This is a genomic window from Dactylosporangium darangshiense, assembly GCF_039537565.1.
GTDB lineage: Bacteria > Actinomycetota > Actinomycetes > Mycobacteriales > Micromonosporaceae > Dactylosporangium > Dactylosporangium darangshiense.
Map to the genome: position 1 here is coordinate 396,990 of NZ_BAABAT010000001.1, position 25,108 is coordinate 422,097.

Annotated in this window: 26 protein-coding genes; 14 read left to right on the top strand and 12 right to left on the bottom strand. The window is 71.9% G+C overall.

The features are described 5' to 3' along the window. The first annotated feature begins 29 nt into the window (after positions 1-29). The gene (locus ABD901_RS01695) at positions 30-608 is read left to right on the top strand and encodes a response regulator (RefSeq protein WP_345120390.1); all 579 of its coding nucleotides are present in this window, start codon (positions 30-32) and stop codon (positions 606-608) included. 301 nt (positions 609-909) lie between these two features. Here ABD901_RS01695 and ABD901_RS01700 read toward each other — a convergent pair whose 3' ends face one another. Next, positions 910-1,233, bottom strand: a complete 324-nt coding sequence (locus ABD901_RS01700) for an STAS domain-containing protein (protein ID WP_345120392.1) — start codon at positions 1,231-1,233, stop codon at positions 910-912. A gap of 101 nt (positions 1,234-1,334) precedes the next feature. Here ABD901_RS01700 and hemL point away from each other — a divergent pair, with 101 nt between their 5' ends. Genes hemL through ccsB form a run of 6 tightly spaced genes read left to right on the top strand, consistent with a single transcriptional unit; the run spans position 1,335 to position 7,162 of the window. Continuing rightward, positions 1,335-2,675 carry a glutamate-1-semialdehyde 2,1-aminomutase gene (gene hemL, locus ABD901_RS01705; RefSeq protein WP_345120394.1) on the top strand — a complete coding sequence of 447 codons (1,341 nt, stop codon included), beginning with the start codon at positions 1,335-1,337 and terminating at the stop codon, positions 2,673-2,675. After that, positions 2,672-3,316, top strand: a complete 645-nt coding sequence (locus tag ABD901_RS01710; RefSeq protein WP_345120396.1) for a histidine phosphatase family protein — start codon at positions 2,672-2,674, stop codon at positions 3,314-3,316. Before hemL ends, ABD901_RS01710 begins: the two co-directional genes overlap by 4 nt. Before the next feature lies 1 nt (position 3,317). Further along, positions 3,318-3,860, top strand: coding sequence for a TlpA family protein disulfide reductase (locus ABD901_RS01715; protein ID WP_345120398.1), 543 nt, complete (start codon positions 3,318-3,320; stop codon positions 3,858-3,860). A 1-nt stretch (position 3,861) separates the two neighbouring features. Continuing rightward, positions 3,862-4,620, top strand: coding sequence for a cytochrome c biogenesis CcdA family protein (locus tag ABD901_RS01720; RefSeq protein ID WP_345120400.1), 759 nt, complete (start codon positions 3,862-3,864; stop codon positions 4,618-4,620). Further along, a complete protein-coding gene (gene resB, locus ABD901_RS01725) occupies positions 4,620-6,191 on the top strand; it encodes a cytochrome c biogenesis protein ResB (RefSeq protein WP_345120402.1) in 1,572 nt (523 codons plus the stop codon). The genes ABD901_RS01720 and resB overlap by 1 nt, the downstream gene beginning before the upstream one ends. Beyond that, positions 6,191-7,162 (top strand): c-type cytochrome biogenesis protein CcsB, encoded by a 972-nt coding sequence (gene ccsB, locus ABD901_RS01730; protein WP_345120404.1) that lies wholly within the window; start codon positions 6,191-6,193, stop codon positions 7,160-7,162. The genes resB and ccsB overlap by 1 nt, the downstream gene beginning before the upstream one ends. Before the next feature lie 837 nt (positions 7,163-7,999). On the opposite strand, the gene ABD901_RS01735 is transcribed toward ccsB, so the two are convergent. The 7 genes from ABD901_RS01735 to ABD901_RS01765 all read right to left on the bottom strand — a co-directional run bounded on the left by ABD901_RS01735 (position 8,000) and on the right by ABD901_RS01765 (position 15,476). Continuing rightward, positions 8,000-8,692 carry a hypothetical protein gene (locus ABD901_RS01735; RefSeq protein WP_345120406.1) on the bottom strand — a complete coding sequence of 231 codons (693 nt, stop codon included), beginning with the start codon at positions 8,690-8,692 and terminating at the stop codon, positions 8,000-8,002. Between the two features lie 99 nt (positions 8,693-8,791). Further along, positions 8,792-10,009 (bottom strand): ABC transporter permease, encoded by a 1,218-nt coding sequence (locus ABD901_RS01740; protein ID WP_345120408.1) that lies wholly within the window; start codon positions 10,007-10,009, stop codon positions 8,792-8,794. Further along, positions 10,006-10,740, bottom strand: a complete 735-nt coding sequence (locus ABD901_RS01745) for an ABC transporter ATP-binding protein (RefSeq protein WP_345120410.1) — start codon at positions 10,738-10,740, stop codon at positions 10,006-10,008. The genes ABD901_RS01740 and ABD901_RS01745 overlap by 4 nt, the downstream gene beginning before the upstream one ends. A gap of 1 nt (position 10,741) precedes the next feature. Continuing rightward, on the bottom strand, positions 10,742-11,920 hold the full coding sequence (locus ABD901_RS01750) for an efflux RND transporter periplasmic adaptor subunit (protein WP_345120412.1): 1,179 nt from the start codon (positions 11,918-11,920) through the stop codon (positions 10,742-10,744). Between the two features lie 81 nt (positions 11,921-12,001). After that, the gene (locus tag ABD901_RS01755; RefSeq protein ID WP_345120414.1) at positions 12,002-13,555 is read right to left on the bottom strand and encodes a sensor histidine kinase; all 1,554 of its coding nucleotides are present in this window, start codon (positions 13,553-13,555) and stop codon (positions 12,002-12,004) included. 50 nt (positions 13,556-13,605) lie between these two features. Continuing rightward, the gene (locus ABD901_RS01760; RefSeq protein WP_345120416.1) at positions 13,606-14,337 is read right to left on the bottom strand and encodes a response regulator transcription factor; all 732 of its coding nucleotides are present in this window, start codon (positions 14,335-14,337) and stop codon (positions 13,606-13,608) included. A gap of 11 nt (positions 14,338-14,348) precedes the next feature. Beyond that, entirely contained in the window at positions 14,349-15,476 is a 1,128-nt protein-coding gene (locus ABD901_RS01765; RefSeq protein WP_345120418.1) for an efflux RND transporter periplasmic adaptor subunit, read from the bottom strand. Positions 15,477-15,633: 157 nt separating this feature from the next. Here ABD901_RS01765 and ABD901_RS01770 point away from each other — a divergent pair, with 157 nt between their 5' ends. The 5 genes from ABD901_RS01770 (at position 15,634) to ABD901_RS01790 (ending at position 19,774) form a co-directional block, all read left to right on the top strand. Further along, complete coding sequence (locus ABD901_RS01770) at positions 15,634-16,194, top strand: hypothetical protein (RefSeq protein WP_345120420.1); 561 nt, start codon at positions 15,634-15,636, stop codon at positions 16,192-16,194. Positions 16,195-16,606: 412 nt separating this feature from the next. After that, complete coding sequence (locus ABD901_RS01775; RefSeq protein WP_345120422.1) at positions 16,607-17,290, top strand: response regulator transcription factor; 684 nt, start codon at positions 16,607-16,609, stop codon at positions 17,288-17,290. Beyond that, positions 17,283-18,641 (top strand): HAMP domain-containing sensor histidine kinase, encoded by a 1,359-nt coding sequence (locus ABD901_RS01780; protein WP_345120424.1) that lies wholly within the window; start codon positions 17,283-17,285, stop codon positions 18,639-18,641. The genes ABD901_RS01775 and ABD901_RS01780 overlap by 8 nt, the downstream gene beginning before the upstream one ends. 3 nt (positions 18,642-18,644) lie before the next feature. Continuing rightward, positions 18,645-19,280 (top strand): hypothetical protein, encoded by a 636-nt coding sequence (locus ABD901_RS01785; RefSeq protein WP_345120427.1) that lies wholly within the window; start codon positions 18,645-18,647, stop codon positions 19,278-19,280. Positions 19,281-19,315: 35 nt separating this feature from the next. Further along, the gene (locus tag ABD901_RS01790) at positions 19,316-19,774 is read left to right on the top strand and encodes a hypothetical protein (protein WP_345120429.1); all 459 of its coding nucleotides are present in this window, start codon (positions 19,316-19,318) and stop codon (positions 19,772-19,774) included. A gap of 32 nt (positions 19,775-19,806) precedes the next feature. On the opposite strand, the gene ddaH is transcribed toward ABD901_RS01790, so the two are convergent. Beyond that, complete coding sequence (gene ddaH / locus ABD901_RS01795) at positions 19,807-20,610, bottom strand: dimethylargininase (RefSeq protein WP_345120431.1); 804 nt, start codon at positions 20,608-20,610, stop codon at positions 19,807-19,809. A gap of 68 nt (positions 20,611-20,678) precedes the next feature. Between ddaH and ABD901_RS01800 the strand changes: the two genes are divergently transcribed. Continuing rightward, on the top strand, positions 20,679-21,167 hold the full coding sequence (locus ABD901_RS01800; protein WP_345120433.1) for an Lrp/AsnC family transcriptional regulator: 489 nt from the start codon (positions 20,679-20,681) through the stop codon (positions 21,165-21,167). Positions 21,168-21,171: 4 nt separating this feature from the next. Further along, on the top strand, positions 21,172-23,097 hold the full coding sequence (locus tag ABD901_RS01805) for a beta-propeller domain-containing protein (RefSeq protein WP_345120435.1): 1,926 nt from the start codon (positions 21,172-21,174) through the stop codon (positions 23,095-23,097). On the opposite strand, the gene ABD901_RS01810 is transcribed toward ABD901_RS01805, so the two are convergent. Genes ABD901_RS01810 through mobA form a run of 3 tightly spaced genes read right to left on the bottom strand, consistent with a single transcriptional unit; the run spans position 23,094 to position 25,056 of the window. Next, entirely contained in the window at positions 23,094-24,188 is a 1,095-nt protein-coding gene (locus tag ABD901_RS01810; protein ID WP_345120437.1) for a T3SS (YopN, CesT) and YbjN peptide-binding chaperone 1, read from the bottom strand. The two genes, ABD901_RS01805 and ABD901_RS01810, sit on opposite strands and share 4 nt — an antisense overlap. 47 nt (positions 24,189-24,235) lie before the next feature. After that, positions 24,236-24,472: a DUF6457 domain-containing protein gene (locus ABD901_RS01815; protein ID WP_380137394.1), complete on the bottom strand. Its 237-nt coding sequence runs from the start codon at positions 24,470-24,472 to the stop codon at positions 24,236-24,238. Continuing rightward, positions 24,469-25,056 carry a molybdenum cofactor guanylyltransferase gene (mobA, locus tag ABD901_RS01820; protein ID WP_345120439.1) on the bottom strand — a complete coding sequence of 196 codons (588 nt, stop codon included), beginning with the start codon at positions 25,054-25,056 and terminating at the stop codon, positions 24,469-24,471. The genes ABD901_RS01815 and mobA overlap by 4 nt, the downstream gene beginning before the upstream one ends. Positions 25,057-25,108: the final 52 nt, after the last annotated feature.

A 25,108-nucleotide genomic window follows, 5' to 3' on the forward strand; every position in this document is an offset into this window, starting at 1 on the left:
TCGCGGCACGGACGAAGGGAGCGGCATCCTTGACTGGACCGGACAGGCCGGCGAAGGTGCTGCTCGTCGACGACCGGCGGGACAATCTGCTGGCCCTGGAGGCGATCCTGCAGGGCCTGCCGGTGCAGACCGTCGGCGCCGACAGCGGCGAGGAGGCGCTCAAGGCGCTGCTCGTCGACGACTTCGCCCTGATCCTGCTCGACGCGCAGATGCCGACGATGGACGGCTTCGAGACCGCGCGCCACATCAAGCGCCGCGAGCGCACCCGCCACGTGCCGATCATCTTCCTGACCGCCGCGGACCGGGACTCGCACCTGGCCCTGCGCGGTTACGCGGCCGGCGCCGTGGACTACCTCACCAAGCCTTTCGATCCGTGGGTACTGCGGGCCAAGGTCTCCGTCTTCGTCGAGCTCTGGACGATGACGCAGCAACTCGCCGCCCAGTCCGAGCTGGTGCGCACCCGCGAGACCGAGCTGCGCGCCGCCGGCGCGGCGGTCGACGAGGCCACCGCGCTGCTCAAGGCGGCTCTGGCGGCGGACGGCGAGCTCGGCCGCGAGCAGGTCGAGAAGGCGATGGCCGCCCTCGCGAAGGCCCGCGCCAAGATCTAGCCCCCCTCGCGCATGACGCCCGCGCCCCTGAGACCCGGGACCTCACTCCACACTCGCAATTGCGCCCAAACCTTTGACCAGCGCTCGCCATCGCATTTGCAAGGGCCGGCTCGAGACGCGTGCTCGCGGAACATCATGCTGCCGACGACCCCGAACGCGCCCGGCAGGTGCTGCCGCACCCCGCAGGTGCGCGGGATCTCCAGATCTGCGCTGATGCCGGATTTATCCCCTGTCAGGGTATAAATCCGACAAGTCGTGGCGCGCCAGCGCCCGACTTGTCGGAAAAGCCCGCGGAAGGGTGCTATGCCTCCTGGATCATCAGGGCGTTGCGCAGGCCCGTGATGTCCAGGACGCGGATGAGGAAAGCGCCGACGTTGACCAGGACCAGGTAGCTCTGCGCCAGGGTGGCCTTGCGGCTCAGGACGACAAGCGTGCCGAGGCCCTGCGAGTCACAGAACGTGACCCCCGCCATATCGAGCACGACCCGGGCCGGGGGCTCCGCGAGGACGTCGTCGACGGCGGCGGCCAGGCGGGAGACGGTCGACATGTCGATCTCACCGGACAGCGACACCACGGTTTCGGTCGGGGCGCGGCGTACAGAAACGGAGAGATCGGGGCGATCCACCGCCACAGCCTATATCCGATCACGGCCCACAGTGGCGTCGGGCACACGCGCCCCAGGGCCGCGCGGAGCCGGTCCGGAAGGGCTGTCAGAATGGGCAGGCTGTGACCGATTTTGACGCTGCCGGTCTCGGCCCGTATGCGGGTGACGCGCCGGCCTCCGAGGCCCTGTTCGACCGCGCTCAGGCCATCGTGCCGGGCGGGGTGAATTCACCTGTCCGGGCGTTCCGGGCGGTCGGAGGCACCCCACGATTCATGGTCAGCGGCTCCGGCTGCTGGCTCACCGACGCCGACGGGCGGCGCTATCTCGACCTCGTGTGCTCCTGGGGACCGCTGATCCTCGGGCACGCGCATCCCGAAGTCGTCGCCGCGATCACCGAGGCGGCCGCGCGCGGCACCAGCTTCGGCACGCCGACGCCCGGTGAGGTGGACCTCGCCGCGGAGATCGTCGCGCGGACGGCCGTCGACCAGGTGCGCCTGGTCAACTCCGGCACCGAGGCCACGATGAGCGCACTGCGGCTGGCCCGCGGGTTCACCGGGCGGGCCAAGGTCGTCAAGTTCGCCGGGTGCTACCACGGGCACGTCGACGCGCTGCTGGTCGCGGCCGGGTCCGGGGTGGCGACGCTCGCGCTGCCCGACTCGCCCGGCGTGACGGGTGCGGCGGCCGGCGACACGATCGTCCTGCCGTACAACGACGTCGCCGCGCTCGAAGCGGCCTTCGCCGCGCACGGGGACCAGATCGCGGCGGTCATCACCGAGGCGGCGGCCGGCAACATGGGCGTGGTCGCGCCGCACGACGGGTTCAACACCAAGCTGGCCGAGATCGCGCACCGCCACGGCGCGCTGCTGATCCTCGACGAGGTCATGACCGGATTCCGGGTGAGCCGCGGGGGCTGGGCCGGGCTCGAGCCCGTGGACGCCGATCTCTACACGTTCGGCAAGGTCATGGGCGGCGGCATGCCGGCCGCGGCGTTCGGCGGGCGGGCCGAGATCATGGCGCGGCTGGCGCCGGCCGGGCCGGTGTACCAGGCCGGCACCCTCTCCGGCAATCCGCTGGCCTGCGCGGCGGGGCTGACGACGCTGCGCCTGGCGACCCCGGAGGTCTACGCCCGGCTGGACGCGACGGCGGCGACGGTGGGCAAGTTGTCCTCCGACGCCCTTTCCGCCGCGGGTGTACCGCACGTGCTGTCCACGGCGGGCAACATGTTCTCGATCTTCTTCACGGACCGGCCGGTGCTCTCGTTCGCCGACGCGCAGACGCAGGACGTGGCCGCGTTCCGGGCCTTCTTCCACGAGATGCTCTCCCGCGGCGTCTACCTGCCGCCGAGCGCCTACGAGTCCTGGTTCGTCTCCACGGCGATCGACGACGGGGCCATGTCGGTGCTGGAGGCGGCGCTGCCGCACGCGGCCCGGGCCGCGGCCGAGGCGGGGTCCGCCAAGGCATGAAGACCATCGTTCACGTGCTGCGCCACGGCGAGGTGCACAACCCGGAGAAGGTCCTCTACGGGCGCCTGCCCGGCTACCGGCTCTCCGAGCTCGGCGTCCAGATGGCCAAGGCCGCGGCCGAGTCGATGGCCGGCCGGGACGTCACGCACCTGGTCGCGAGCCCGCTGGAGCGAGCGCAGCAGACCGCCGCGCCGTTCGCCGAGCAGCTCGGGCTGCCGATCGCGGTCGACGACCGGCTGATCGAGAGCGCCAACTTCTTCGAGGGCAAGCGGGTCGGTGTCGGCGACGGCGCCCTGCGCGACCCGCGCAACTGGTGGGTGCTGCGCGACCCGATGACCCCGTCGTGGGGCGAGGCCTACACCGTGATCGCTGCCCGCATGTTCGCCGCCCTGATGGCGGCCCGGGAGGCGGCCGAGGGGCACGAGGCGGTCTGCGTCTCGCACCAGCTGCCGATCTGGACGCTGCGCCGGCACGTGGAGAAGAAGCGGCTGTGGCACGACCCGCGGCGGCGGGAGTGCTCGCTGGCGAGCTTCACGAGCTTCCACTTCGAGGACACGAAGATCGTCGGCATCGCCTACACCGAGCCCGCCGCCCACCTCATCGCGCTCTCCGCGTCCGCGCGCCAGGCGAAGGGGGCCTGACGTGCTGCGCCGGGTCCTCGCCGCGGTGCTCGTCGCCGCCGCCCTGCTGACGGTGTCGGCGTGCGGCAGCAGCGCGCCGAAGAACGCGCTGGGCAGCCGCAAGATCGCGGTCGCCGACCGGGTCGCCGCGCCCGCGATGCGCGGCGAGCTCATGGGCGGCGGCCAGTTCGACCTGTCGCAGCACAAGGGCCAGGTCGTGGTGGTCAACTTCTGGGCGTCGTACTGCCCGCCGTGCCGCACCGAGGCCCCCGAGCTGGAGAAGGTCCTCGCCGCCACGAAGGACCAGGGCGTCACGTTCATCGGCGTCAACGTGCACGACCAGCGCGACCCGGCCAACGCCTACCTGGCCGACACCAAGCCGACGTACGGCAGCATCTTCGACCCCTCCGCGTCGCTGGCGCTCCAGTTCGACGTGCCGCCCAACTCGATCCCGGCCACGCTGGTCATCGACCGGTCCGGGCGGATCGCCGCGGTCATGCGCGCCGAGATCGACCAGGCGCTGCTCGAGCCGGTCGTCCGCGAGCTGCTGGCCGAGCAGGCCTGACATGCCGACCGTGCTCGCCGACGCCGGGACGGTCGCCGCGAGCGGACCGCTCCTGGCGGCGATCGCCATCGCCGTGCTCGCCGGGCTGGCGAGCTTCCTGTCGCCGTGCATCCTGCCGTTGGTGCCCGGCTACCTCTCCTACGTCACCGGCCTCGCCGGCGCCGACCTCGACTCGGGCCAGCGCCGCGGCCGGGTGGTCGCGGGCGTCGGCCTGTTCATCGCCGGCTTCTCCGCGGTGTTCATCGGCCTGATCGTGCTGGCCACCCGGGCGGCGATGTCGATGCTCGTGCACCGGCGGCTCATCGAGGTGATCGCCGGCATCGCCGTGATCGTGCTGGGCCTGGCCTTCATGGGCGTGGTGCCGGGCCTGGAGCGGCAGTGGCGGATCCAGCGGCTGCCCGCGGCCGGGCTCATCGGCGCGCCGGTGTTCGGCATGGTCTTCGCGCTGTCGTGGGCGCCGTGCACGGGGCCGACGCTGGGCGCCGTGATCGCGCTCGGCTCGACCAGCGGCTCGCAGGCGCGGGCGGTTACCCTGGCCGTCGCCTACTCGCTGGGCATCGGCCTGCCGTTCATCGCCGTCGGGCTGGGCTTCCAGCGGCTCATCGGGGTCGTCAAGTTCATCCGCCGCAACAGCCGCTGGGTGACCCGGGTCGGCGGCGCCCTGCTCGTGCTGGTCGGCCTCGCCCTGGTGACCGGCGTCTGGAGTTCCCTCATGATCGCGTTGCAGTCGAACATCGGGCCCGGATCGGTGCCGATCTGATGCGCTGGCTCTACCACACCACCGCGGCCGTGAGCCGGCGCGCCTGGCGCCAGCTGACCAGCATGCGCACGGCGCTCGTGCTGCTGTTCCTGCTCGCCGTGGCCGCGATCCCGGGCTCGGTGCTGCCGCAGCGCAACGTGTCGCCGGAGAAGGTGCGCAACTACCTGGCCACGCACAAGCAGTGGGGGCCGACGCTCGACCGGCTGTTCTTCTTCGACGTGTACGGCTCGCCGTGGTTCTCGGCGATCTACCTGCTGCTGTTCGTCTCGCTGGTCGGCTGCCTCGTGCCGCGGTTCCGTTCGCACATCGTGGCGCTGGTGAAGGTACCGCCGAAGGCTCCGAAGCGTTTCGACCGGCTGCCGGCGCACGCCGAACTGGCCGGGTCGGGCGACGCCGCCGACGCCGAGCGCATCCGCGCGCTGCTGCGCCGGCGCCGGTTCCGCACCACCGTGCGCCAGGACGGCGACGTCTACGAGGTCTCTGCCGAGAAGGGGCACCTCAAGGAGACCGGCAACCTCGTCTTCCACTTCGCGCTGCTGTCGCTGATCATCGGCGTCGCGTACGGCTCGTGGTTCGGCTGGCACGGCAACCGCCTGCTGGTGCAGGGCGAGGACTTCGCGTTCTGCAACACGCTGCTCAACTTCGACGAGCACGCCCTGGGCGCCCAGGTCGGCGAGAACGACCTGCCGCGGTTCTGCCTGCGCCTGGACAAGTTCAACGCGACGTACCTGGCCAACGGGCAGCCGGTCACCTACAAGGCCGACATCAACGTCACGCAGCACGGCAAGCAGAGCGAGAAGGTGCTGCAGGTCAACGACCCGCTGCGCCTCGACGGGGCCAACGTGTCGCTGCTCGGCCACGGCTACGCGCCGGTGCTCGAGTACACCGACAAGTACGGCAGGACCTCGACCAACGTCGCGCCGTTCCTGCCGCAGGACGGGCTGCTCACCAGCCAGGGCGTGGCCACGTTCCCGGACGTGAACATCAACCCGCAGACGCACACCCGCGACGAGAAGGCCCAGATCGGCTTCTCCGGCATCTACCTGCCAACCGTGCCCTCGGACCCGTCGGCGAACTCCTCGGCCTTCCCCGCCGAGAACGACCCGCGGCTGATGCTGCAGGCCTACCAGGGCGTGCTCGGCTTCGACGCCGGTGCGCCGCTGTCGGTGTACACGCTGGACGACCGCCAGATCGCGGCGGGCCGTCTCAAGACGTTCGGCGAGCCGATGATGCTCAAGCCCGGCCAGACCGGCACGCTGCCGGACGGCACGACGGTCAGGTTCGCCGGCACCCAGCAGTGGGTCACCATCTCCATCCGGCATGACCCTGGCCAGCCGATCGTCCTCGGCGGCGCCATCGCGCTGCTGGCCGGCCTGCTCGGCTCGCTGTCGGGCAAGCGCCGCCGGATCTTCTTCCGCATCTCACCCACCGGCATCGAGGCGGGCGGCCTGCCGCGCAGCGACTACCCGGGTTTCGCCGAGGAGTTCGACGGGATCGTGCGCGACGCGGCCCCTGCCGCGAGCGTCCCGGAGCAGGTGCCGCAGACTGAGAACGTCGAGGAGGTTGTGTGATGGGCGGGCTGTCGAACCAACTATTGGTCGTCACGATCCTTTGCTACGTGCTCGCGATGATGGCGTACGCCATCGAGTACGCCTTCGGCGGTCGCAGCATCATCGCCCGCGCCGCGGTCCGCGAGCCGGCCCTGGTCGGCGCGGCCGTCGGCGGCCCCACGGTCCTGCCCGAGTCGCACCTGCCCGCCGAGCCGTCGGCGGAGCCGGGGCGCTCCGGTGGCCACAAGGCCGGCGTCGTCGCGGTCGTCCTGACGATCCTCGGCTACGCCGCGCACGTCGGCGCGCTGGTCACCCGCGGCATCGCCGCCGACCGCGCCCCGTGGGGCAACATGTACGAGTTCGTCATGATGGCCACCGCGGTCGGCATGACCGCCTGGCTGGTCGTGCTCGCGAAGTGGGCCAACCTGCGCCACCTCGGCCTGTTCGTCACGCTCGTGGCCTCGATCCTGCTCGCCGTCGCCGGCATGACCCTCTACGTGCCGGTCGGCCCGCTGGTGCCCGCCTTGCACTCGTACTGGCTGGTCATCCACGTCGGCGCCGCCTCGACCGCGTCGGGCATCTTCCTGGTCGGCTTCGTCACCGCCGCGATGCACCTGATCCGCTCCGGCTACGACGCCGGCAAGACCCGCTTCCCGTACTCCCTCGGCGAGCGCCTCCCGCAGGCGGCCACGCTGGAGCGGGTGACGTTCCGCATCCACGCGTTCGCGTTCCCGATCTGGACCTTCGGCGTCATCGCCGGCGCGATCTGGGCCGAGGCCGCCTGGGGCCGGTACTGGAACTGGGACCCGAAGGAGATCTGGTCCTTCATCGCCTGGGTCGTCTACGCCTGCTACCTGCACGCCCGCTCGACGCCGAGCGTGAGCCGCCGCCTGACGAGCTGGATCGCCGTCATCGGCTGGGCCACGATGCTGGTCAACCTCTTCGGCGTCAACCTGGTCGCCAACGGCCTGCACTCCTACGCCGGCGTCTGATTGGAGCGGTTGCCGCTGGACAGCAAGCTCTGCTGACCGGCGCCGCGTCCGCGGCGTGGTCGGCCCGGTGCGCGGCGGCAGCCACCGCACGACCACCCGGCGCAGGAGCAGCGCCGCCGAGACCGCCAGGCGCACGGGCGCGGGCGGGGTGCGCAGGCCGACGGCGGCCCGGGTGCGCGGCGCGAGCAGGGCGGCGACGACCGGGCGGACCAGCGGGCGCAGCCACGGGCGGACGCGGGCGCGGGCCATGGCCAGGGTGCGCTCGCTGCACATCCGGCCGGTCTCGGTGAAGGTGAAGGCGGCCTCGCGGCGCTCGAGGTACGCGGCCAGGCCGTCCGGGTCGCGGGGCAGGCCGGGCACGCCCATGCGGCGGCCGAGCTCGGCGTAGAAGACCGCCAGTGCGGTGCGCTCGCCCGCGGTGAGCCGCCGCCAGCCGTGCCGGTCCAGCCAGCGCATCAGCGTGACCGCGAGGGCCGCCAGGGCGAAGCCGTTGTGCTCGGCCGCGACCGCGCCGGTGCGGTGGCCGCGGTTGACGAAGCGCAGGATCGCCCGGCCGCGTGGGGAGTCCAGGCCGTGCTCGACGAGGTCGCCGAAGGTCAGCGAGGTGACCTCGGAGCGTATGAGCAGGGCGTTGGTCGGGCCGACCGCGTCGGCGACCGGCGGGTTGGCGTACAGGTGCCAGATCATGAGGCGACCGGCCATGCGCACGTCCCACGGGAACTCGTGGAACATGAGCAGGCGGACGATCTCCTCGTGGTCGCGGGCCGGGTCCAGGCCCGCGATGCGATCCCTGATCCCGAAGCGGCGCGGCACGCCGACGAGGATAGGAAAGCGAAGCTACTTCGTCTTCGTGATGGCGGTCGCGGTGACCGTGCCGTCGGCATTCTGACCGGTGACGGTGACGGTGGAGCCCGCGGTCAGGTCCTTCAGCGCGCCCGGCGTCGAGACCGTGGTCTTGTCGCTGGTCTTGACGATCACGGTGGTGCCGTCGGCGGTCTCGATGTAGACGGTGGTGCCGTCGACGAGCTTGACGGTGCCGCTGACGCCGCCGCGCGCACTGTTCTGGCCCGTGCCGCCCTGGCCCTGACCGCCGGCGCCGGGGAAGCCCTGCGCGCCGCCGCGGCCGGCGAAGGCGCTGGCCAGCGCGGCCGGGTTCACGCCGCCGGGCGTGGCGGCCGCCGGGGCGGTGCCGTAGCTCTTCTGCACCTGGGCGCCCCCGACGAAGCCGACCACCACGAGCGCGATGCCGGCCAGCGCGTAGGTGGCGCGGTTGGCCAGGCGCCGCGGCGCGGCCTTGGAGATCCGCTCGTTGAGGTCGTCGTCCAGCGGCGGCTGGGCCAGCAGGTCGGGCTCCTCGTCGCCGCCGAGCCGGTCGTGCTCCGCGGTGACCTCCTCCAGGTCCTCCGGGAACGGCAGCGGGTCCAGGAACTCCGTCTCCGCGTCCGACGGGTGCGGACGGCTGTACGGGGAGCCGTCGGACGGGTCTTGGTGCGCGTCCGGACGGCGGAAGGGCGAAGCGGCGTGGGTCACGGAACTCTCCTCGTCGACTGCCGTGCGGATGGGACCGGGTCGCGATGCCCGCGGGGGGTCGGGCACCGCAACCAGGACCCGTCCGCGCGGAGGTTGCTGTCACTCATAGCGGAGGGCCTCGATGGGGCGCAGGCCGGCGGCGCGGCTGGCCGGGTAGCTGCCGAAGAACAGCCCGATCGCGACCGAGAAGCCCAGTGCCAGGGCGACCGAGCTCGGCACGATGACGGGTTTGATGCTCACGATCGTGAACTGGCTGCCGATGATCGCGGCGGCCACGCCCAGCAGCCCGCCGATCAGCGACAGCACCGTCGCCTCGACCAGGAACTGGGTGAGGATGGTGCGTTTCGGCGCGCCGAGGGCCTTGCGGATGCCGATCTCGCGGGTCCGCTCGGTGACGGTCACCATCATGATGTTGGTGATGCCGATGCCGCCGACCAGCAGGCTGATCCCGGCGACCGCGCCGAGCAGCAGCGTGAACGTCTCCGCGGTGTTGGCGCGGGTCTCCAGCAGCTGCGACTGGTTGAGGATGCGGTACGCCGACGTCGTCGACGATCCGCTGATGTTGAGCTTCTCGTTGAGGATCGCGGTGATCTCCGACTGTGCGTCGCTGACCTCGTCCGGCGAGGTGGCCTGCACGAGGAGCTGGTTGAGCGAGCCGTACCCGGTCAGCGACTCCTGAACCGCGCTGACCGGCGCCATGGCGACGTCGTTGGGGTCGTTGAACCCGCTGCCGCCCTTCGCGGCAAGCACCCCGACGACGGTGAACAGCTTGCCGGACACGGCGATCTGCTTCGACAGCGGATCGACGTTGCCGAAGAGCTCCTCGGCGACGGTCGAGCCGATCACCACGACCTTGCGGGAGTCCTTGACGTCGTCGTCGGTGAACAGCGCACCCTTGGCGACCTTGAAGTTCGACGCTCCCACATAGCCCGGGTAGGTACCCACGAACTGCGGGATGGTGTGGTCCGTGCCCTCGTAGGTCGCCGACTGCGAACCGGTCACCACCGGCGAGACGCTCTTGACGTGCGGCGCATCGTCCTTGTTCTCCAGCGCCGGCACGAGGTCCATGTTCAGCGCGGTGTTCTGCGTCGAGGCGGCGCCGCGGGCACCGCCGCCGGCGCCGGCCGTCACGGTCAGCGTGTTGGTGCCCAGCGACTCGATCTGCTTCTGCACCGCCTGCGCGGAGCCGTTGCCGACCGCGACGAGCAGGATGACGGCCGCGACGCCGATGAGGATGCCCAGCACGGTGAGGCTGGAGCGCAGCTTGTTGGCGGTGATCGCGCGCAGCGCGAAGCGGATGGTCTCGAAGATGTTCACTTCAGCCGCTCATCCTGGACGATGTGTCCGTCGACCAGCCGGATCAGTCGCTTCGCGCGCTCGGCGACGTCCGGCTCGTGTGTGATCAGCACGATGGTCCGGCCCGAGTGGCTGAGCCGGTCGAACACGGCCAGCACGTCGTTGGTGGACTGGGTGTCGAGGTTGCCCGTCGGCTCGTCGGCGAGCACCAGGGCCGGCGCGGTGACCAGCGCCCGGGCGACCGCGACGCGCTGCTGCTGGCCGCCTGAGAGCTGGTTGGGCTCGTGGCCCTCGCGGTCGGCGAGCCCGACCATGCCGAGCGCCGCCCGGGCCCGGCGGCGCCGCTCCGCGCCCTTCACGCCGGCGTAGGCGAGCGGCAGCTCGACATTGGCCAGCGCTGTGGTCCGCGCGATCAGGTTGAACGCCTGGAACACGAAGCCGATCCGCCGGTTGCGCACCAGCGCCAGCTGCCGGTCGTTGAGCCGGCTCACGTCGACGCCGTCGAGCAGGTACTGCCCGGACGTCGGGATGTCGAGGCAGCCCAGGATGTTCATCAGGGTCGACTTGCCGGAGCCGGACGAACCCATGATCGCGACGTAGTCGCCACGCTCGACTGTGAGCGACACGCCCCGCAGGGCGTGCACCTCCGTCTCGCCCTGCCCGTACACCTTCGTGACGTCCTGGATGTCCAGCACCGGCTTCACGGCGCGCTCCAGCTCCTCGCCCGCCTCGGCGGTCATCTGCACGCTCATGTCAGTTGCCCCCACGACCGCCGAAGCCGCCGCCGCCACCCGTGAAGTTCCCGCCGCCGGTGAAGCCGGCCCCGCCCGGGAACTGCTGTTGGTTGTTGGTGCCCGTCGTCGAGCTGGTCGTCGTGGTGGTGATCAGCACCTGCTCGCCGGCCTGCACCCCGGACTTGATCTCGACGAAGCCGCCGCCGGTGATGCCGACCTCGACCGTGCGCTCCTCGTTTTGCCCGTTGACCTGCACGGTGACCGCGCGCTGGCCGCCGGCGGTGCGCAGCGCGGTGCTCGGGATGCGCACCACGTTCTGCGCCTCGGCGACCGTGACCACCGCCGTCGTGCTCTGGCCCAGGCGTACCCCTGCGGGCAGCGAGTCCAGCGTGATCACCACCGCGTAGGAGTTCACGTTGTTGCTGGTCGTGGCCGTTGGCGAGATCGTGCTGACCTTGCCCGTGGCCCGCGTGCCGCTCAGCGCGCTCCAGGTGATGTTGGCGGTCTGGGCCGCCTTGAGCTTGGTCGCGTCGGCCTCGGCGAAGCTCGCGTTGATCTGCAGCTTCGACAGGTCCGCCAGCTGGATGAAGCCGCTGCTCGAGCTCGAGCTGGAGCTCGACGACGAGGACGTGTTGTTGCCGCCGCCACCGCTGCTGGAGGAGGAGCCGCCCGAGGACGAGCCGACCGCGCCGTTGACCGCGGTGACCGTGCCGGCGATCGGCGCCGTGAGCACCGTGCCGTTCACCGTCGCCTGCGCCGAGGTCACGTTGGCCTGTGCGGTGGCGACCTGCGCCTCGGCCGAGGCGATCGTGGCGTCGTCGGCGCTGTTGTTCTCGTCGCGGGTCAGCGCGGCCTTCGCGGCGGTGAGGTTGGCCTTCGCGGTGTCCAGCGACGCCTGTGCGGCGGTCGGGTCGACCTTCGCGAGCGTCTGGCCCTTCGTGACCACGTCGCCGACCTTCACGTCCACCTCGGTCACGGTGCCGGAGGTGGTGAAGTTGGCGTTCGCCGTCGAGGCGCTCGCGACCGAGCCGGACGCGGAGACCGTCTGCGAGACGGTGCCGGTCGAGGCGGCCACGAGGCGGGTCCGCGTGGTGGTCGTCCCGGTGTCGGCGTTCGCGGCCGGCCCGCTGACGATCTGGTACGCCCAGAAGGCGCCACCCGCGGCGGCGAGCACGAGCACAGAGTTCACGAGGGTCACGGAGTTCAACCGTGGCCGGCGCAGAGACGGCAGCGACAAACGCATGAGGGGAATCGTGGTGGGCGTCGCTCGGAGCGACCCTCAGCGAACCTCGGAGTTCCCTCGGAATCCGGTTGCCCGGGTTTCATCGGATTCGTCCGCGTCCTCAGCGTAGTCCTCGTCCTCGTCGCTGAAGTCGGGCATTTCCAGGGCCGGCAGCAGTACCCGGAACGTCGCGCCCTGCCCTGGTGCTGTCCACAGCTCGACCCGCCCGCCGTGCGCCTGCACGATCGACGCGACGATGGACAGCCCGAGGCCGGCGCCGCCGGTCTTGCGGGAACGGGAGCCCTCGGCGCGGTACAGCCGCTCGAAAACGCGCACCGCGTCCTCCGGCTGCATCCCGGGCCCGCTGTCGCTGACCTCGATGGCGCCCAGCGGGACACCCTCGGGCAGCGGCGCGCCGACCGTGGCGATCGGCAGCATCTTCGGCGGCCCGGCCCGGCCGACCCGGACCACGACGCGGGTGTCCTCGGTCGTGTGCTGCAGCGCGTTGCTCACCAGGTTGGCCACCACCTGGCGCAGGCGGGTCTCGTCGCCCTCCACCGTCACCGGCTCGAAGGTCACCGAGCCCTCGTCGAGCGCGGCGAGCTGCACGAACCGGGTCGGCACCCGCACGTGCGCGTCGCGGACCGAGTCGGCGGCGACGGCGAGCAGGTCGACGGGGTGCTGCTGCAGCGGGCGCTCCTCGTCGAGGCGGGCCAGGATCAGCAGGTCGTTGACGAGCAGCCGCATCCGGCTGACCTCGGCGTCGATGCACTCCATCGCCTCGTCGAGGGCCGGGCCGGGAGGGGCGCCGCCCCTGCGGTACAGCTCGGCGAACCCCTGCACGCTCGTGAGCGGGGTCCGCAGCTCGTGCGCGGCGTCGGCGAGAAACTGCCGCAGCCGCCGCTGCGAGGCGGCGCTCTCGTCGACCGCGCCCTCGATGCGGGTCATCATCGTGTTGAGCGCGATGCCCAGCCGCCCCGACTCGGTGTGCGCGTCGGCGTCGTCGATGCGCCGGGACAGGTTGCCGCCGGCGATGTCGGCCGCGGCCTCCTCCATGCGGGTCAGCGGTGCGAGCCCCACCCGCACCAGCGCGGCGGTGGCGAAGCCGACCAGGATGAGCAGGGCGACGCTGACGCCGGAGCTGTACTGGATCATCTGGTCGCGGGTCGCCTCGACGTCGGCGAGCGAGATCGCCCGCACGCCGTAGCCGAGCTCCTCGTGCCGCTCGTTGTAGACCTTGAAGACGCGCACGCGCCAGTCGTTCTTCGCGCCCTTCACGGTGAACGGCCGGCCGTCGGCCGCGTGCTGCTCGAGGCTGCCCAGCAGCTTGGGCGGCAGCAACGGCGTGCCGATCGCCTGCACCTGGCCGGTCTTCGAGATGAAATAGCCCTCGTACTGCGGGCCGGGGTTGAAGCCCTCGTTCTCGCCCCGGCGGGTCGGGAACGACGACGCGCTCGGTGTCGGGAAGCCCGTTGCGCTCGGGTTGACGGCCGGCGGCCTGGGCCCGCCGCCGCGCAGCTGCTGGTTGACGCGCTCGATCAGGTAGGAGTTGAGCAGCAGCACGCCGATGATGTTGGCGGCGACCAGCGCGACCGCGGCGATGGACACCACAGAGACGACGATCCGGGTGCGGACCGTCCACTGTCTCCAGGGCCGCAGTCTCACCCCTCGGCTCTCGGCAATCGCAGCGCGTAGCCGACCCCGCGCACCGTGTGGATCAGCGGCGGGTCCCACTTGTCGATCTTGCGGCGCAGGTAGTAGACGTACGACTCGACGATCCGGCCGTCGCCGCCGAAGTCGTAGTTCCACACGCGGTCGAGGATCTGGGCCTTGCTCACGACGCGGCCGGCGTTCGTCAGGAGGTACCGCAGCAGGTTGAACTCGGTCGGCGACAGGTCGACGCGCGTCCCGCCCCGGCGCACCTCGTGGGCGTCCTCGTCCATCTCCAGGTCGGCGTAGCGCAGCACCCCGCCGTCGACGAGCTGCTGCTGATCGCCCAGGCTGCGGCGCAGGATCGCCCGGATGCGCAGCACGACCTCTTCGAGGCTGAAGGGCTTGGCGACGTAGTCGTCGGCGCCGACGGTCAGCCCAGAGATGCGGTCCTCGACCGAGTCGCGTGCGGTCAGGAACAGCACCGGCACCGGCCGGCCGCTCGTGCGCAGCCGCTGCGCGACCTCGAAGCCGTCCAGGTCGGGCATCATCACGTCGAGCACGACGAGGTCGGGGCCGTATTCGGCGGCGGCCGCGAGCGCCTCCCGCCCGCCGGTGGCCACGCGCACCTCGAAGCCGGTCAGCCGCAGCGTGGCCGACAACAGGGCGCGGATGCTCGCCTCGTCGTCGACGACGAGGACCTTCGGCTGGCGTTCGGTCGTCTGGGACGCGGTTACGGGCATCGGCTCCATCGTCACTGGCCCGCCGTCAGGATCTCGTCGCCTTCGGCAAGTCCGCTCTTGATCTCGGTGTTGACGTCGCCGCGCAGCCCGACCTCGACGGTGCGCTGCTCGTCCTTGCCGTTGACCCGCACGGTCACAACGCCGTCGTGCACGGCCGTAGAGGGCACCGACAGGACGTTGTCCACGGATGCGGTGACTACTGCGACAGTAGCGCTCTGGCCGTACAGGAGCGTATCGGGCACCTTGTCGAAGGAGATCAAGGCGGCGTATCGCACCAGGCGGTTCGACACCGTGCCGGCCGGGTCGATCTGCATGACCTTGCCGTCGTACTTCGCGCTGACGTTGTCCGGCAGCGTGATCTTCGAGGCCTGGCCGACCTGCAGGTGGGCCACCTCGGCCTCGGTGAACTGCGCCTTGACGACCACGTCACCGGTGCCGGCGAGCGTGATCACGTTGGAACCCGCCTGGCTGCCGACGGTCCCGTTGACCGCGAGGATCTTGCCACCTACCGGCGCGGTGATGACGGTGCCGGCGAGCTTGGCGTTGGCCTGGGTGAGGCTGAGCTTGGCGTTGTTGAGCCGCTGCTGTGCGCTCATCAGGTTGTCGCTGGTCTGCTGCACCTGGTTGGCGCGGTTCTGCGCGGTGTTCGCGTTCGTGTTCTGTCCGCCGCCGGTCGTCTGGCCACCCCCGCCGGTGTTCTGGCCGCCGCCGGTGGTGGCGCCGCGGGAGCTGCTGGCGCTCGGCGTCGGGTTGGCGGTCGGCGTGGCGAGCGCCGCGTCGTGCGCGTCCTCGGCCCGGGTCAGCGCGTCCTGCGCGCTGTCGACGTTCTGGGAGGCCTGGTCGACCGAGTCCTGCGCCGAGGCGGGATCGATCTTGGCGAGCACCGCGCCCGGTGCGACCACGTCGCCGGCCTTGACGTCGAGCTCGATAAGCGTGCCGCTCGTGGTGAACCCGAGACTGCGGCTCGCCTGGGCCTGCACCGCGCCCGACGCCGAGACCGTCGTGCTCACCGGGCCGCGGACCACCTTCGCGGTGCTGACCTTTACCGGAGCCGGCTTGTCGTCCCCGGTCAGCACGACCGTCGTCACGGCCGCGGCCGCGAGCACGGCGGCGCCTCCGGCCAGCCACCAGACCTTCATGGGAAGGTAGTTCAGTCCGCTCTCCTCCCGGCTACCTAGGCCGGACCTCAAAGTTTCCTGAGAGCCCCCGCCGGCTCACGCCGCTCGCCGGTTGTGAGCAAACTTTGAGGTTCGGTCTACTTCTCGTCGAGGTTGGCGCCGTTCCATCACACGGGTGATGAACAAGCGGATCGGCGGCGCCGCGCTCGCGCTCGCCGCGGTGGCGTTCTTCGCCGCCGCCTGCGGCTCCTCCGACAGCAACGCCCCTGCCACTGCCGGCGCGTCCGGCGGCACCGACTACGCGTCGTGCCTGCGCAACAACGGCGTCAACCTGCCGCAGTTCAATAACGCGTCCGGCCGCCCGACCGCCCGCCCGTCGGGCTTCCCCACGGCCCGCCCGTCGGGCCAGTTCCGCTCCGGCGAGCCTCGCCCGTCGGGCAGCGGCGGCTTCCGCAACGGAGGCGGCGGCTTCTTCGGCACGGCGGCCCCGAACGGCGTGGACCAGCAGACCTGGGAGAAGGCCCAGAAGGCCTGCGAGTCCCTGCGCCCGACGGCCTTCCCGAACGGTGGCGGTGGCGGCGGCAACGGCCGCGACGCGGCGTACCGCAACTGCCTCACCGAGCACGGCGTCACGGTGACGGGTTCGACGGACCAGCTGGACACCTCGGACGCGAAGGTGGCCGCGGCCGTCCAGGCCTGCGCCCCCTTGAAGCCCAGCCCGCGCCCGGCGGCCTCCTGATCTCTGTGCCCCGGCGCACCTCCGCGAGGATTCAGACCCCCGCCCGAACGGCCACCGGACTCGCCGGCCCCACCCGGCGGGTCACTGCGCCCGGTGACCGCTCGGGCGGGCCATCGCTCACCAGCCACCCCGTGGGCTTCATTCCAGGGTGCGTCGGCGTCGCACCCTCTGTGCGCTGATCTTGCGGCCGCGTACCGGCAATCCGGGCATCGTGGGAGTGTCCCGGCGGATGCGGCCGTGAGATCGGCGCCGGAAACGCGTGTCGGCCTGACGTGATCGGCCCATCCGGGCCGCGGGCGCTGGCTGCCGCGGAGCGAGTGGGCCGATCATGAACATGGTTCTCCGGCCCTGGCGATTCCCAAACATGGTCCGAACATCGGGCGGGTGACGCAGCCGTCAGAATGGGACGGTGGTGGATCAGGGCAAAGGCCTGGTGCTCGTCGTCGAGGACGAGAAGCCGATCGCCGACCTGCTGCGCATGTACCTCGCCCGCGACGGCTTCGGCGTCCACGTCGAGCACGACGGCGCCGCCGGGCTCGCGGCGGCGCGCAAGCTGCGGCCCGTCGCCTGCGTCCTGGACATCGCGCTGCCGGGCATGGACGGCACCGAGGTCTGCCGGCGCCTGCGGGAGAGCGGCGACTGGACGCCCGTGCTGTTCCTCACCGCCCGCGACGACGAGGTCGACCGAATCCTCGGGCTGGAGCTCGGCGGCGACGACTACATCACCAAGCCGTTCAGCCCCCGCGAGCTGGTGTCCCGGGTCAAGGCCGTGCTGCGGCGCACGCAGGGGCAGCCGGACGTCGGGCAGGTGCGCACCGTCGGGCCGATCACGATCGACGCCGCGCGGCGGGAGTGCCGCGTCAACGGGACGCCGGTCGCGCTGACCTCCACCGAGTTCTCCCTGCTGGCGCACCTCATCAAGAAGCCGGGACGGGTGTTCACGCGCGAGGAGCTGCTGGGTTCCGTCTGGGGGTACGCCGCGCACAGCGGCACCCGCACCGTGGACGTCCACGTCGCCCAGGTGCGCGGCAAGCTGGGCGACGCCGCCGCGGTGATCCGGACCGTGCGCGGGGTCGGGTACACCGCCGATGCTTAGCTCGCTGGCCGCCCGCACCGCGCTCGTCACCTGCGTCGTCGCGGTGATGTCGGTGGTGGTCACCGCCGCGGTGGGTGCCCCGCTCGCGCTGACCCGCGACAACACGGCCGCGCAGCAGCGGCTCGAGGACGACGCCACACTGCTGACCGTGCTGCTGCGCCCGAAGCTCGCCACCGCGCGCAACCCCGCCGACGAGGAGGCGGTCGTCAAGCAGCTCGCGGCGAAGAACATCGACGTGTACCTCATCCGCGCCGGCCAGCCCGACCGTGCCGGCCTGCCGCCCTCGGCGGTCAAGGCGATCGCCAACGGGCAGCCGGTCAAGGCGCACCGCGGGCTCGTGGACGGGCGCGTCCGGCTGCTCGTCGGGCGCGCGATCGGCAAGGACGGCAACGGCTTCGTGGTGACCGAGCCGCCGCCGACCGGCACGCTCGCGCGGTTCTTCGGGCAGCTGTGGATCGCGCTGCTGGCGGGCCTGGCCGCCGGGCTCATCGCCGGTCCGCTGCTGGCGCGGCGGATCTCGCGGCCGATCAGGACGGTCGCCGCGGCCGCGAAGCGGCTCAGCGCCGGGGACCGCACCGTCACGCTGTCGCCGGACGGGCCGGCCGAGGTCGCCGAGCTCGCGCACGCGGTCAACGCGCTGACCGCGGCGCTGGCCACGAGCGAGGGGCGGGAGCGGGAGTTCCTGTTGTCGGTCTCGCACGAGCTGCGCACGCCGCTGACCACGATCCGCGGGTACGCCGAGGCGCTCGCCGACGGCGTGGTCGGCGAGGACGGGGTGCAGCGGGCCGGGCGGACGGTGCTCGACGAGGCCGAGCGCCTCGACCGGCTCATCGCCGACCTGCTGGTGCTCGCCCGGCTCGAGGCCGCGGACCTGCCGATCGAGATGGTCGAGGTGGACCTCTGTTCTCTGCTCGCCACGACCGCGGAGGCGTGGGGCGGGCGCGTCGCGTCGGCGGGGCTGCTGCTGCGCACCGAGCTGCCGCCGTTCGCGGTCCCCGTGGTCACGGACCCCGGGCGGATCCGGCAGATCATCGACGGGCTGCTGGAGAACGCGCTTCGGGTGGTACCGGCGCAGGCTCCTCTGGTCTTGGCTCTTTACACGAGCCCGTCCGCGGCATGGCTCGAGGTGCGCGACGGCGGCCCGGGCTTCACCGACGAGGACCTCGCGGTGGCGTTCGAGCGGGGCGCACTGTCGCGGCGGTACCAGGGCATCCGCAAGGTCGGCAGCGGCCTCGGGCTGGCGCTGGCCGCCCGCCTGTCACGCCGGCTGGGCGCACGCATCGACGCCGGCCACGCTGCGGAGGGCGGCGCCCGATTCACGGTGACATTCCCGTTGCGCACCGTGTCATGATGCATGTCTATGCATACCTGGTGGGTGGTCCTGGGGCTCGGCGGCGCGGGTGCGTCGCTGGGCATCCTGCTCGTCCAGGTGCTGTTCTGGCAGCGCCTGCGCCGGGTGGGCGCCGATCCGGTGGGTGTCTTCACCCAGGGGGTCGCGCTGCGGTGGGTCGGCGTGCCGCTCGCCGTGCTGCACGTCGCACTGTTCCTGGCGCTGACCCGGCTCGACCAGCCGGGCTGGTGGCTCGGCGGCGTCGCCACGGTCCTGTCGATGCCGGTGCGACGGCTGCTCAACCTCAAGGCGATCGCGGTCATCTTGCGCGGCGTCGGATACGAGCACGGCCCGGTCCTCGACCGTGACGGGGTCCAGGTCGACAAGCAGCCCTACTGGAGCCTGGTCCGCAGCTGGTACCGCCACGAGTACACCGGCCACGGCGTCGGCGACGTGATCGCCATCAAGGTCCTGGGCCTGCTGGTACACCTGCTCTTCTGGCCGCTGGCGGCGCTGGGCGCGCAGGCCTCGCACGTGCTCATGTGCCAGGACCCGGCAGACGCGCTCGGTCACTCCACCGACGGCCATGAGCGCCCCGGCGACGCCTTCCGCGCGCTCGGCACCCCTTATGTCAGGTTTGCGGCGAGAGATCCGCGGTAGGGAGAGAGTTAGCCCGATTCCGAGGAGGTACCCCGATGAGACGCTCGCGGATAGGCCTGCTCTGCGGCGCGGCGGTCATTGTGGTTGCCGGCGGCCTGCCCCCGACCGCGGCGGCCGCTCAGCCCACCCCCACGCCGACGCCCCCCGAAACCACGAGCTCGGCGCCGGCCGGACATGACATGCTCTCCGGCGTCCTGCACGGCGAGGGACTGGTGCAGACCACGAAGGGGCCGATCCGGGTCGCGATGCAGCGTGGCGAGGCGACGAAGCTGACGCCCACGTCGCTGACGGTCTTGTCGACCGACGGCTACTCGCGCACCTGGACACTGACGAACAACGTCCGCGTGTACGACAAGCGGCACACCCTGCAGCCGGGCGCCCTGAAGGCCGGGGCCCAGGTGGCCGTGGCCGGCACCGCGCCGGTCGCCGCCGGTGCTACCCCGACGGCGCCGGCCCAGTTCACGGCAAAGTGGATCCTGGTCCAATCGACATGAGGAGTCGGCGATGAGCCCGGTCGGAGCCGGGCTTATCGCCGCAGCTCGGCGACGCAGCACTTGATGCTGCCGCCGCCCTTCTTGAGTTCCGACAGCTCCACCGGTACCGGTGTGTAGCCGGCCTCCCGCAGTCGCGCCGCGAGCGTCGTGGCCTCGCTGTTGAGCACCACGTTGCGCCCGTCGGAGACGAGGTTGAGGCCGAACGCGAGCGCGTCCTCCTCCGTGGCCAGGATCGCGGCCGGGAACAGCTGCGCGAGCACCGAGCGCGACGCCTCGGAGAAGGCGCCCGGGTAGTACACGACGTTCTCGTCGTCCAGCGGCGCCAGCGCCACGTCGAGGTGGTAGAAGCGCGGGTCGACCAGGCGCAGCGAGATCACCGGCCGGCCGAGCGCCTCCTGGGCCTCCGCGTGCGCGGCCACCTCGGTGCGGAAGCCGTGCCCGGCGAGCACCAGGCCGCCGAGCGCGGCGGGCAGGTACGTGAAGTCGCCCTCGCCCTCGTTGGTCTGCGACGGCGTGACGTAGCGCCAGCCGATCGTGTCGTAGAAGCGCCGGTGCGCCGCGGCCTCGGCCGTGCGCTGCGGGTACTTGAACCGTGCGCCGTAGACGACGCCGTCGACGGAGAAGGCGCCGTTGGCCGCGTACACCATGTCCGGCAGGCCGATCTCCGGCATCAGCACGTGGACCTCGTGGCCGAGGCGGACAAACGTCTCGCGCAGGCCCTCCCACTGCTTGACGGCGAGTTCGGTGTCGACCGGAGCAGTGGTGTCCATCCAGGGATTGATCGCGTACTCCACCACGAAGTGTTCGGGTGGCGACATCAGGTACGACCGCGTCACGAGATCAAACGGTAGATAGCCTGTGGTACACAAAACAGCGAGAAAAGTTGCTTTCGAGGAGGGATTCGTTGCGCCTCGACCCGATCGACCAGCGAATCATTGCGTTGCTGCAGGAAGACGCCCGTTCATCGTATGCGGAGATCGGTGAGCGGGTCGCGCTGTCGGCACCGGCCGTGAAGCGACGCGTCGACCGGCTCCGATCCAGCGGAGTGATACGCGGCTATACGGCGCTCATCGACCCGGGCGCGGTCGGCTGGACCACGGAGGCGTTCGTCGAGCTCTTCTGCACTGGTCGCACGTCGCCGCAGCAGATCCGGGCCGCGGCCAAGCGCCACCCGGCGGTCGTCGGGGCGTACACGATCTCGGGCGAGGCCGACGCGCTCGTGCACCTGCGCGCGATGGACATGGCCGGGCTCGAGGAGGCCCTCGAGCGGCTGCGCGGCGAGCCGTTCGTGACCTCGACGCGCAGCATGATCGTGCTGTCGCGGCTGGTGGAGACCCTCGCGCCGAGGATGATGGAGGACCCGGGAACCGGTGCGGCCCCGCCGCCGTCCTAATGCCATGAAGCGTGCCGCCGTTACGCTGGGTGCCGTCCTGTTGCTGCTTGCCGGGTGTACTGCGAGCAGAGGCCCCTCCTCGTCCACCGCCGCGTCCGCGGATGCGCCCGCCCCGGCGCCGGCGCTGCGGCTGGTCGCCTACGACTCGTGCGCCGACCTGGTCGCGGGCCTGCGCAAGGCCACGCAGGAGGCGGTCACCCCGTGGGGCCTCGCCGGCATGCCCGGCGACATGCGGGCGCTGAACGCCGCCGGCGACGCGCGCGCGGCCAGCGCGCCGGAGGCGATGCCCGGCGCGGCGAAGGCGCAGGCCGGCGCCGACCAGGCGTACTCCGGCACCAACACCCACGAGGCCAACGTCGACGAGCCCGACATGGTCAAGACCGACGGCAAGCGGATCGTGACCCTCACCGGCGCCGGCGTGCTCACCGTCGTCGACGCCGCGGCGCGCAAGGTCACCGGCACCCTGCGGATCGGCTCCGACGGCAACGGCGGCAAGCGCGCCGCCTCGGCGTCGCAGCTGCTGCTGTCCGGCGACCGCGCGCTCGTGCTCGGCTACGACTACACCGACCCGGAGCACAGCGGCGCGGAGTTCACCCTCGTCGACCTCGCCGGCCCGCCGAAGGTCGTAGGCACGTTCAACATCGGCGGCTCCCTGGTCGACGCGCGCCAGGTCGGCTCGGTCGCCCGGATCGTCGTGCGCTCCTCGCCGCGCATCGACTTCCCCGCCCAGAACTTCTCCGACCAGTCGAAGATCGCCGACGACGACGCCCGGCTCGCCGCCAACCGCGCCACCGTCGCCGGCGCGCCGGTCGAGTCGTGGCTGCCCCAGTGGGCCGCGGTCGACGCGACCGGCAAGCGCACCGAGGGCCGGGTCGACTGCGGCGCGGTGAGCCTGCCGGACTCGTACTCGGGCACCTCCATGCTCACGATCACCACGTTCGACCTCGCCGCGCCCGCGCTCGGGCTCGGCGACCCGGTCACGATCGCGGCCGACGGCGGCATCGTCTACGCCAACGGCCCGAGCCTCTACGTCGCCAACGACCAGCGCTGGCGCACGTACATGCCGATGGCGAAGCGCGGCGTCGCCGCCGACGCCGTGGTGGCCGTCCCGCAGCGCACCCAGCTGTTCAAGTTCACGGTCGCCGGCGCCGCCCGCCCGCGCTACGTCGCCGCCGGCGAGGTGCCGGGCTGGCTGCTCAACCAGTACTCCATGTCGGAGTGGGACGGGCGACTGCGCGTGGCCACGACCGCGAACGACGCCTCGACCGTCTACGTGCTCGAGCAGCGCGGCGGCGCGCTCGCCGAGAGCGGTCACGTCGGCGGGCTGGGCAAGGGCGAGAGGATCTACTCGGTGCGCTTCGTCGGCACCGCCGGCTACGTCGTGACGTTCCGCCAGACCGATCCGCTGTACACGCTGGACCTGTCCGACCCGGCCGCGCCCCGCGCCGTCGGGGAGCTGAAGATCACGGGCTACTCGGCGTACCTGCACCCGGCCGGCGACGGCCGCCTCATCGGCGTCGGGCAGGAGGCCAACGAGAAGGGCCGCGTGCAAGGCCTGCAGGTGTCGCTGTTCGACGTGCACAACATGGCCGCGCCGGCCCGCCTGGCCCAGTTCCAGGTCCCCGGCGCCACGTCGGCGGCCGAGTTCGACCCGCACGCGTTCCTCTACTGGCCGGCGACGGGCCTGCTCGTGCTGCCGCAGACCTCGCGCAACCAGCCGGACTCGGCCGCGAGCGCGCTCGTGCTCTCGGTGAGCGACAAGGCCATCGCGAAGACGGGCGTCATCACGCATCCGACGGCCCGCTACGTGATGATCGAGCGCTCGCTCGTCATCGGCGGCACCCTGTGGACGCTGTCGCAGACCGGCCTGCAGGCCAACGACATGGCGACGCTGGCGCAGCAGGCCTGGCTGTCGTTGCCTTCCGCCTAGAGGTACATCCCGGTGCGCTCGCTCTCGCCGGCGATGGCCGGCTTCGGCTTGTCGCCCTCGCCGAAGAAGCGCTTGCCGCCGAACTCGCCGTGCAGCCGGTCGTCCAGCTCGTCCGCGAGCCCGGTCATCACCTGCACGGCGAGCATGAGGTGGGTGGCCTGAAAGTCGCGCCCGAACACCGGGACGCTGGCCCACACGGTGTCGTTCGTGCAGTACAGCCGGCCGATCGGCATGCGGTTGGTGAGCTCGGAGAGCTTCACATACAGCCGCTCGGTCGGCTCGATCTCGGTGAGGATCGGCGAGAACACGTCGACCAGCGGCGGGTTGTCGCGCACCCGCACGAAGACCATCGCCGAGCCGGACCGGATGCCGATGTCCCCGTCGGGGTCGATGGGCAGTTCCTCCGGCGTCGTCTTCATGAGCCGGGCGACGACCGTGGTCACCTTGTCGTACAGCGGCAGGCCGTCGGTCTGCTCGTTGAGCTCGGCAAGGCTGCCGGCCCCCGACCGGACCACGTCGACGACCCCGTCGCCGTCGGCGTCGACGATCGAGGAGAGCGAGCGCGCCACCCCGAGCGCCGGCACGGCCGCGACCCGCCCCTCGGCGTCGTGCGCCAGGTAGGTCAGGAAGGCCGGGTGCGGCGCGCCGTAGATGTCCCGCAGCGTGCGCATGATCAGCCGGCTCAGCTGCGGCGCCTCGGCCTTGCCGACCCGCAGCCCGAACGACTCACCCGAGCCCGGCACGACCCCCGGCGGCGACCAGCCCAGCGCCACGATCTCCGCGATGACGCTCCTGTCCAGCCGATAGGCCGCCGGCAGGTCCGCGTTGCTCACCGCCGTCGCCGCGAGCTGGTCGTCGTCCTCGCCGGTCACCTGGATCGAATACACGGCGTCGCCGGTCCCGGACGCCGTCGGGTCGAGCGTCACGTCGAGCGTGGTGCCGCTGTCGAGGCCGCGCAGGGCGTCGACGAGGTGGAGCGCGAAGTCGCGCCAGGCCTCGGCGACCTTCGCCTTGAGGTCGCCTCCCACGGGCTCCTCGTCGTCGAACAGCGCACTCTCGAACGCCGCGGCCTCGTCCGGGTCACCAGCCATGATCGCCTCCCTGTCCCCCAACCCTCACCCTATCCAGAGTCGATCGCTCACTCGGACCGGGTAGCCAGCCGGCGCAGCGCCTCCCCCGTACGCTGCGGGTCCGCGCCGCGCCCCACCGCCACCCCGAGCAGGAAGGCGGTCAGCGGCGCCCCCGGCCGGGCGACGTTGTGCGCCACGTCCCGCGCGAGGTCCAGCACGGCGGCTCGCAGCGCCGCGTCGGGCGCCTCCACCCCGAGCGCCTCGGCGGCCTCGTCGAGCCACCGCTCCAGCACGTTCTCGTTCACTCGTCGACCACCTTGCGCAGATCCTCCTCGGTGTCGCAGTCGAAGTACGGCGGCCGCTCCCGGCCCCACCGCACCTCGGCGACGTCCAGCCCGGCGGTCAGCGCGCGCAGCGAGACCCCGTCGACGCTCGCGAGCTGCCGGATGTTTGCGGCCAGCGCCTCGATGCGCCAGACCCCGCACAACCACTGCCGCCGCCCGCCATCATCGACGAACACGGCACCGTCGCGCGCCCGATCGCCCTCGACCAGCGCGTCGGTGAGCAGCCCGATCGCCTCCGCGGTGACCCACGGCAGGTCGGCCGCCAGCAGCGCCACCACATCGGCCGAGCGCCCGACGGCCTCGAGCCCGGCCGCGGCGGCCGCGACCGGCCCGCCGCCCGGCGGCTCCTCCCGCACGACCCTGACGCCGCCCGGCAGCCCGTCCCGGCCCGGCCCGACCACGACGAGCGGTGCGGCACCGGCGCCGGCGGCCGCGGCGAGCACGCTGCGCACCATCGGCACGCCACCAACCGCCACCATCGGTTTGTCGCGCCCACCGAGCCGCCGAGCCTGCCCGCCGGCGAGGACCACTGCCGCGAGACGCATCGGTCCGAGCTCCGGGTGGCCGTCACGCACATGCAGAACCTACCGTCGAGCA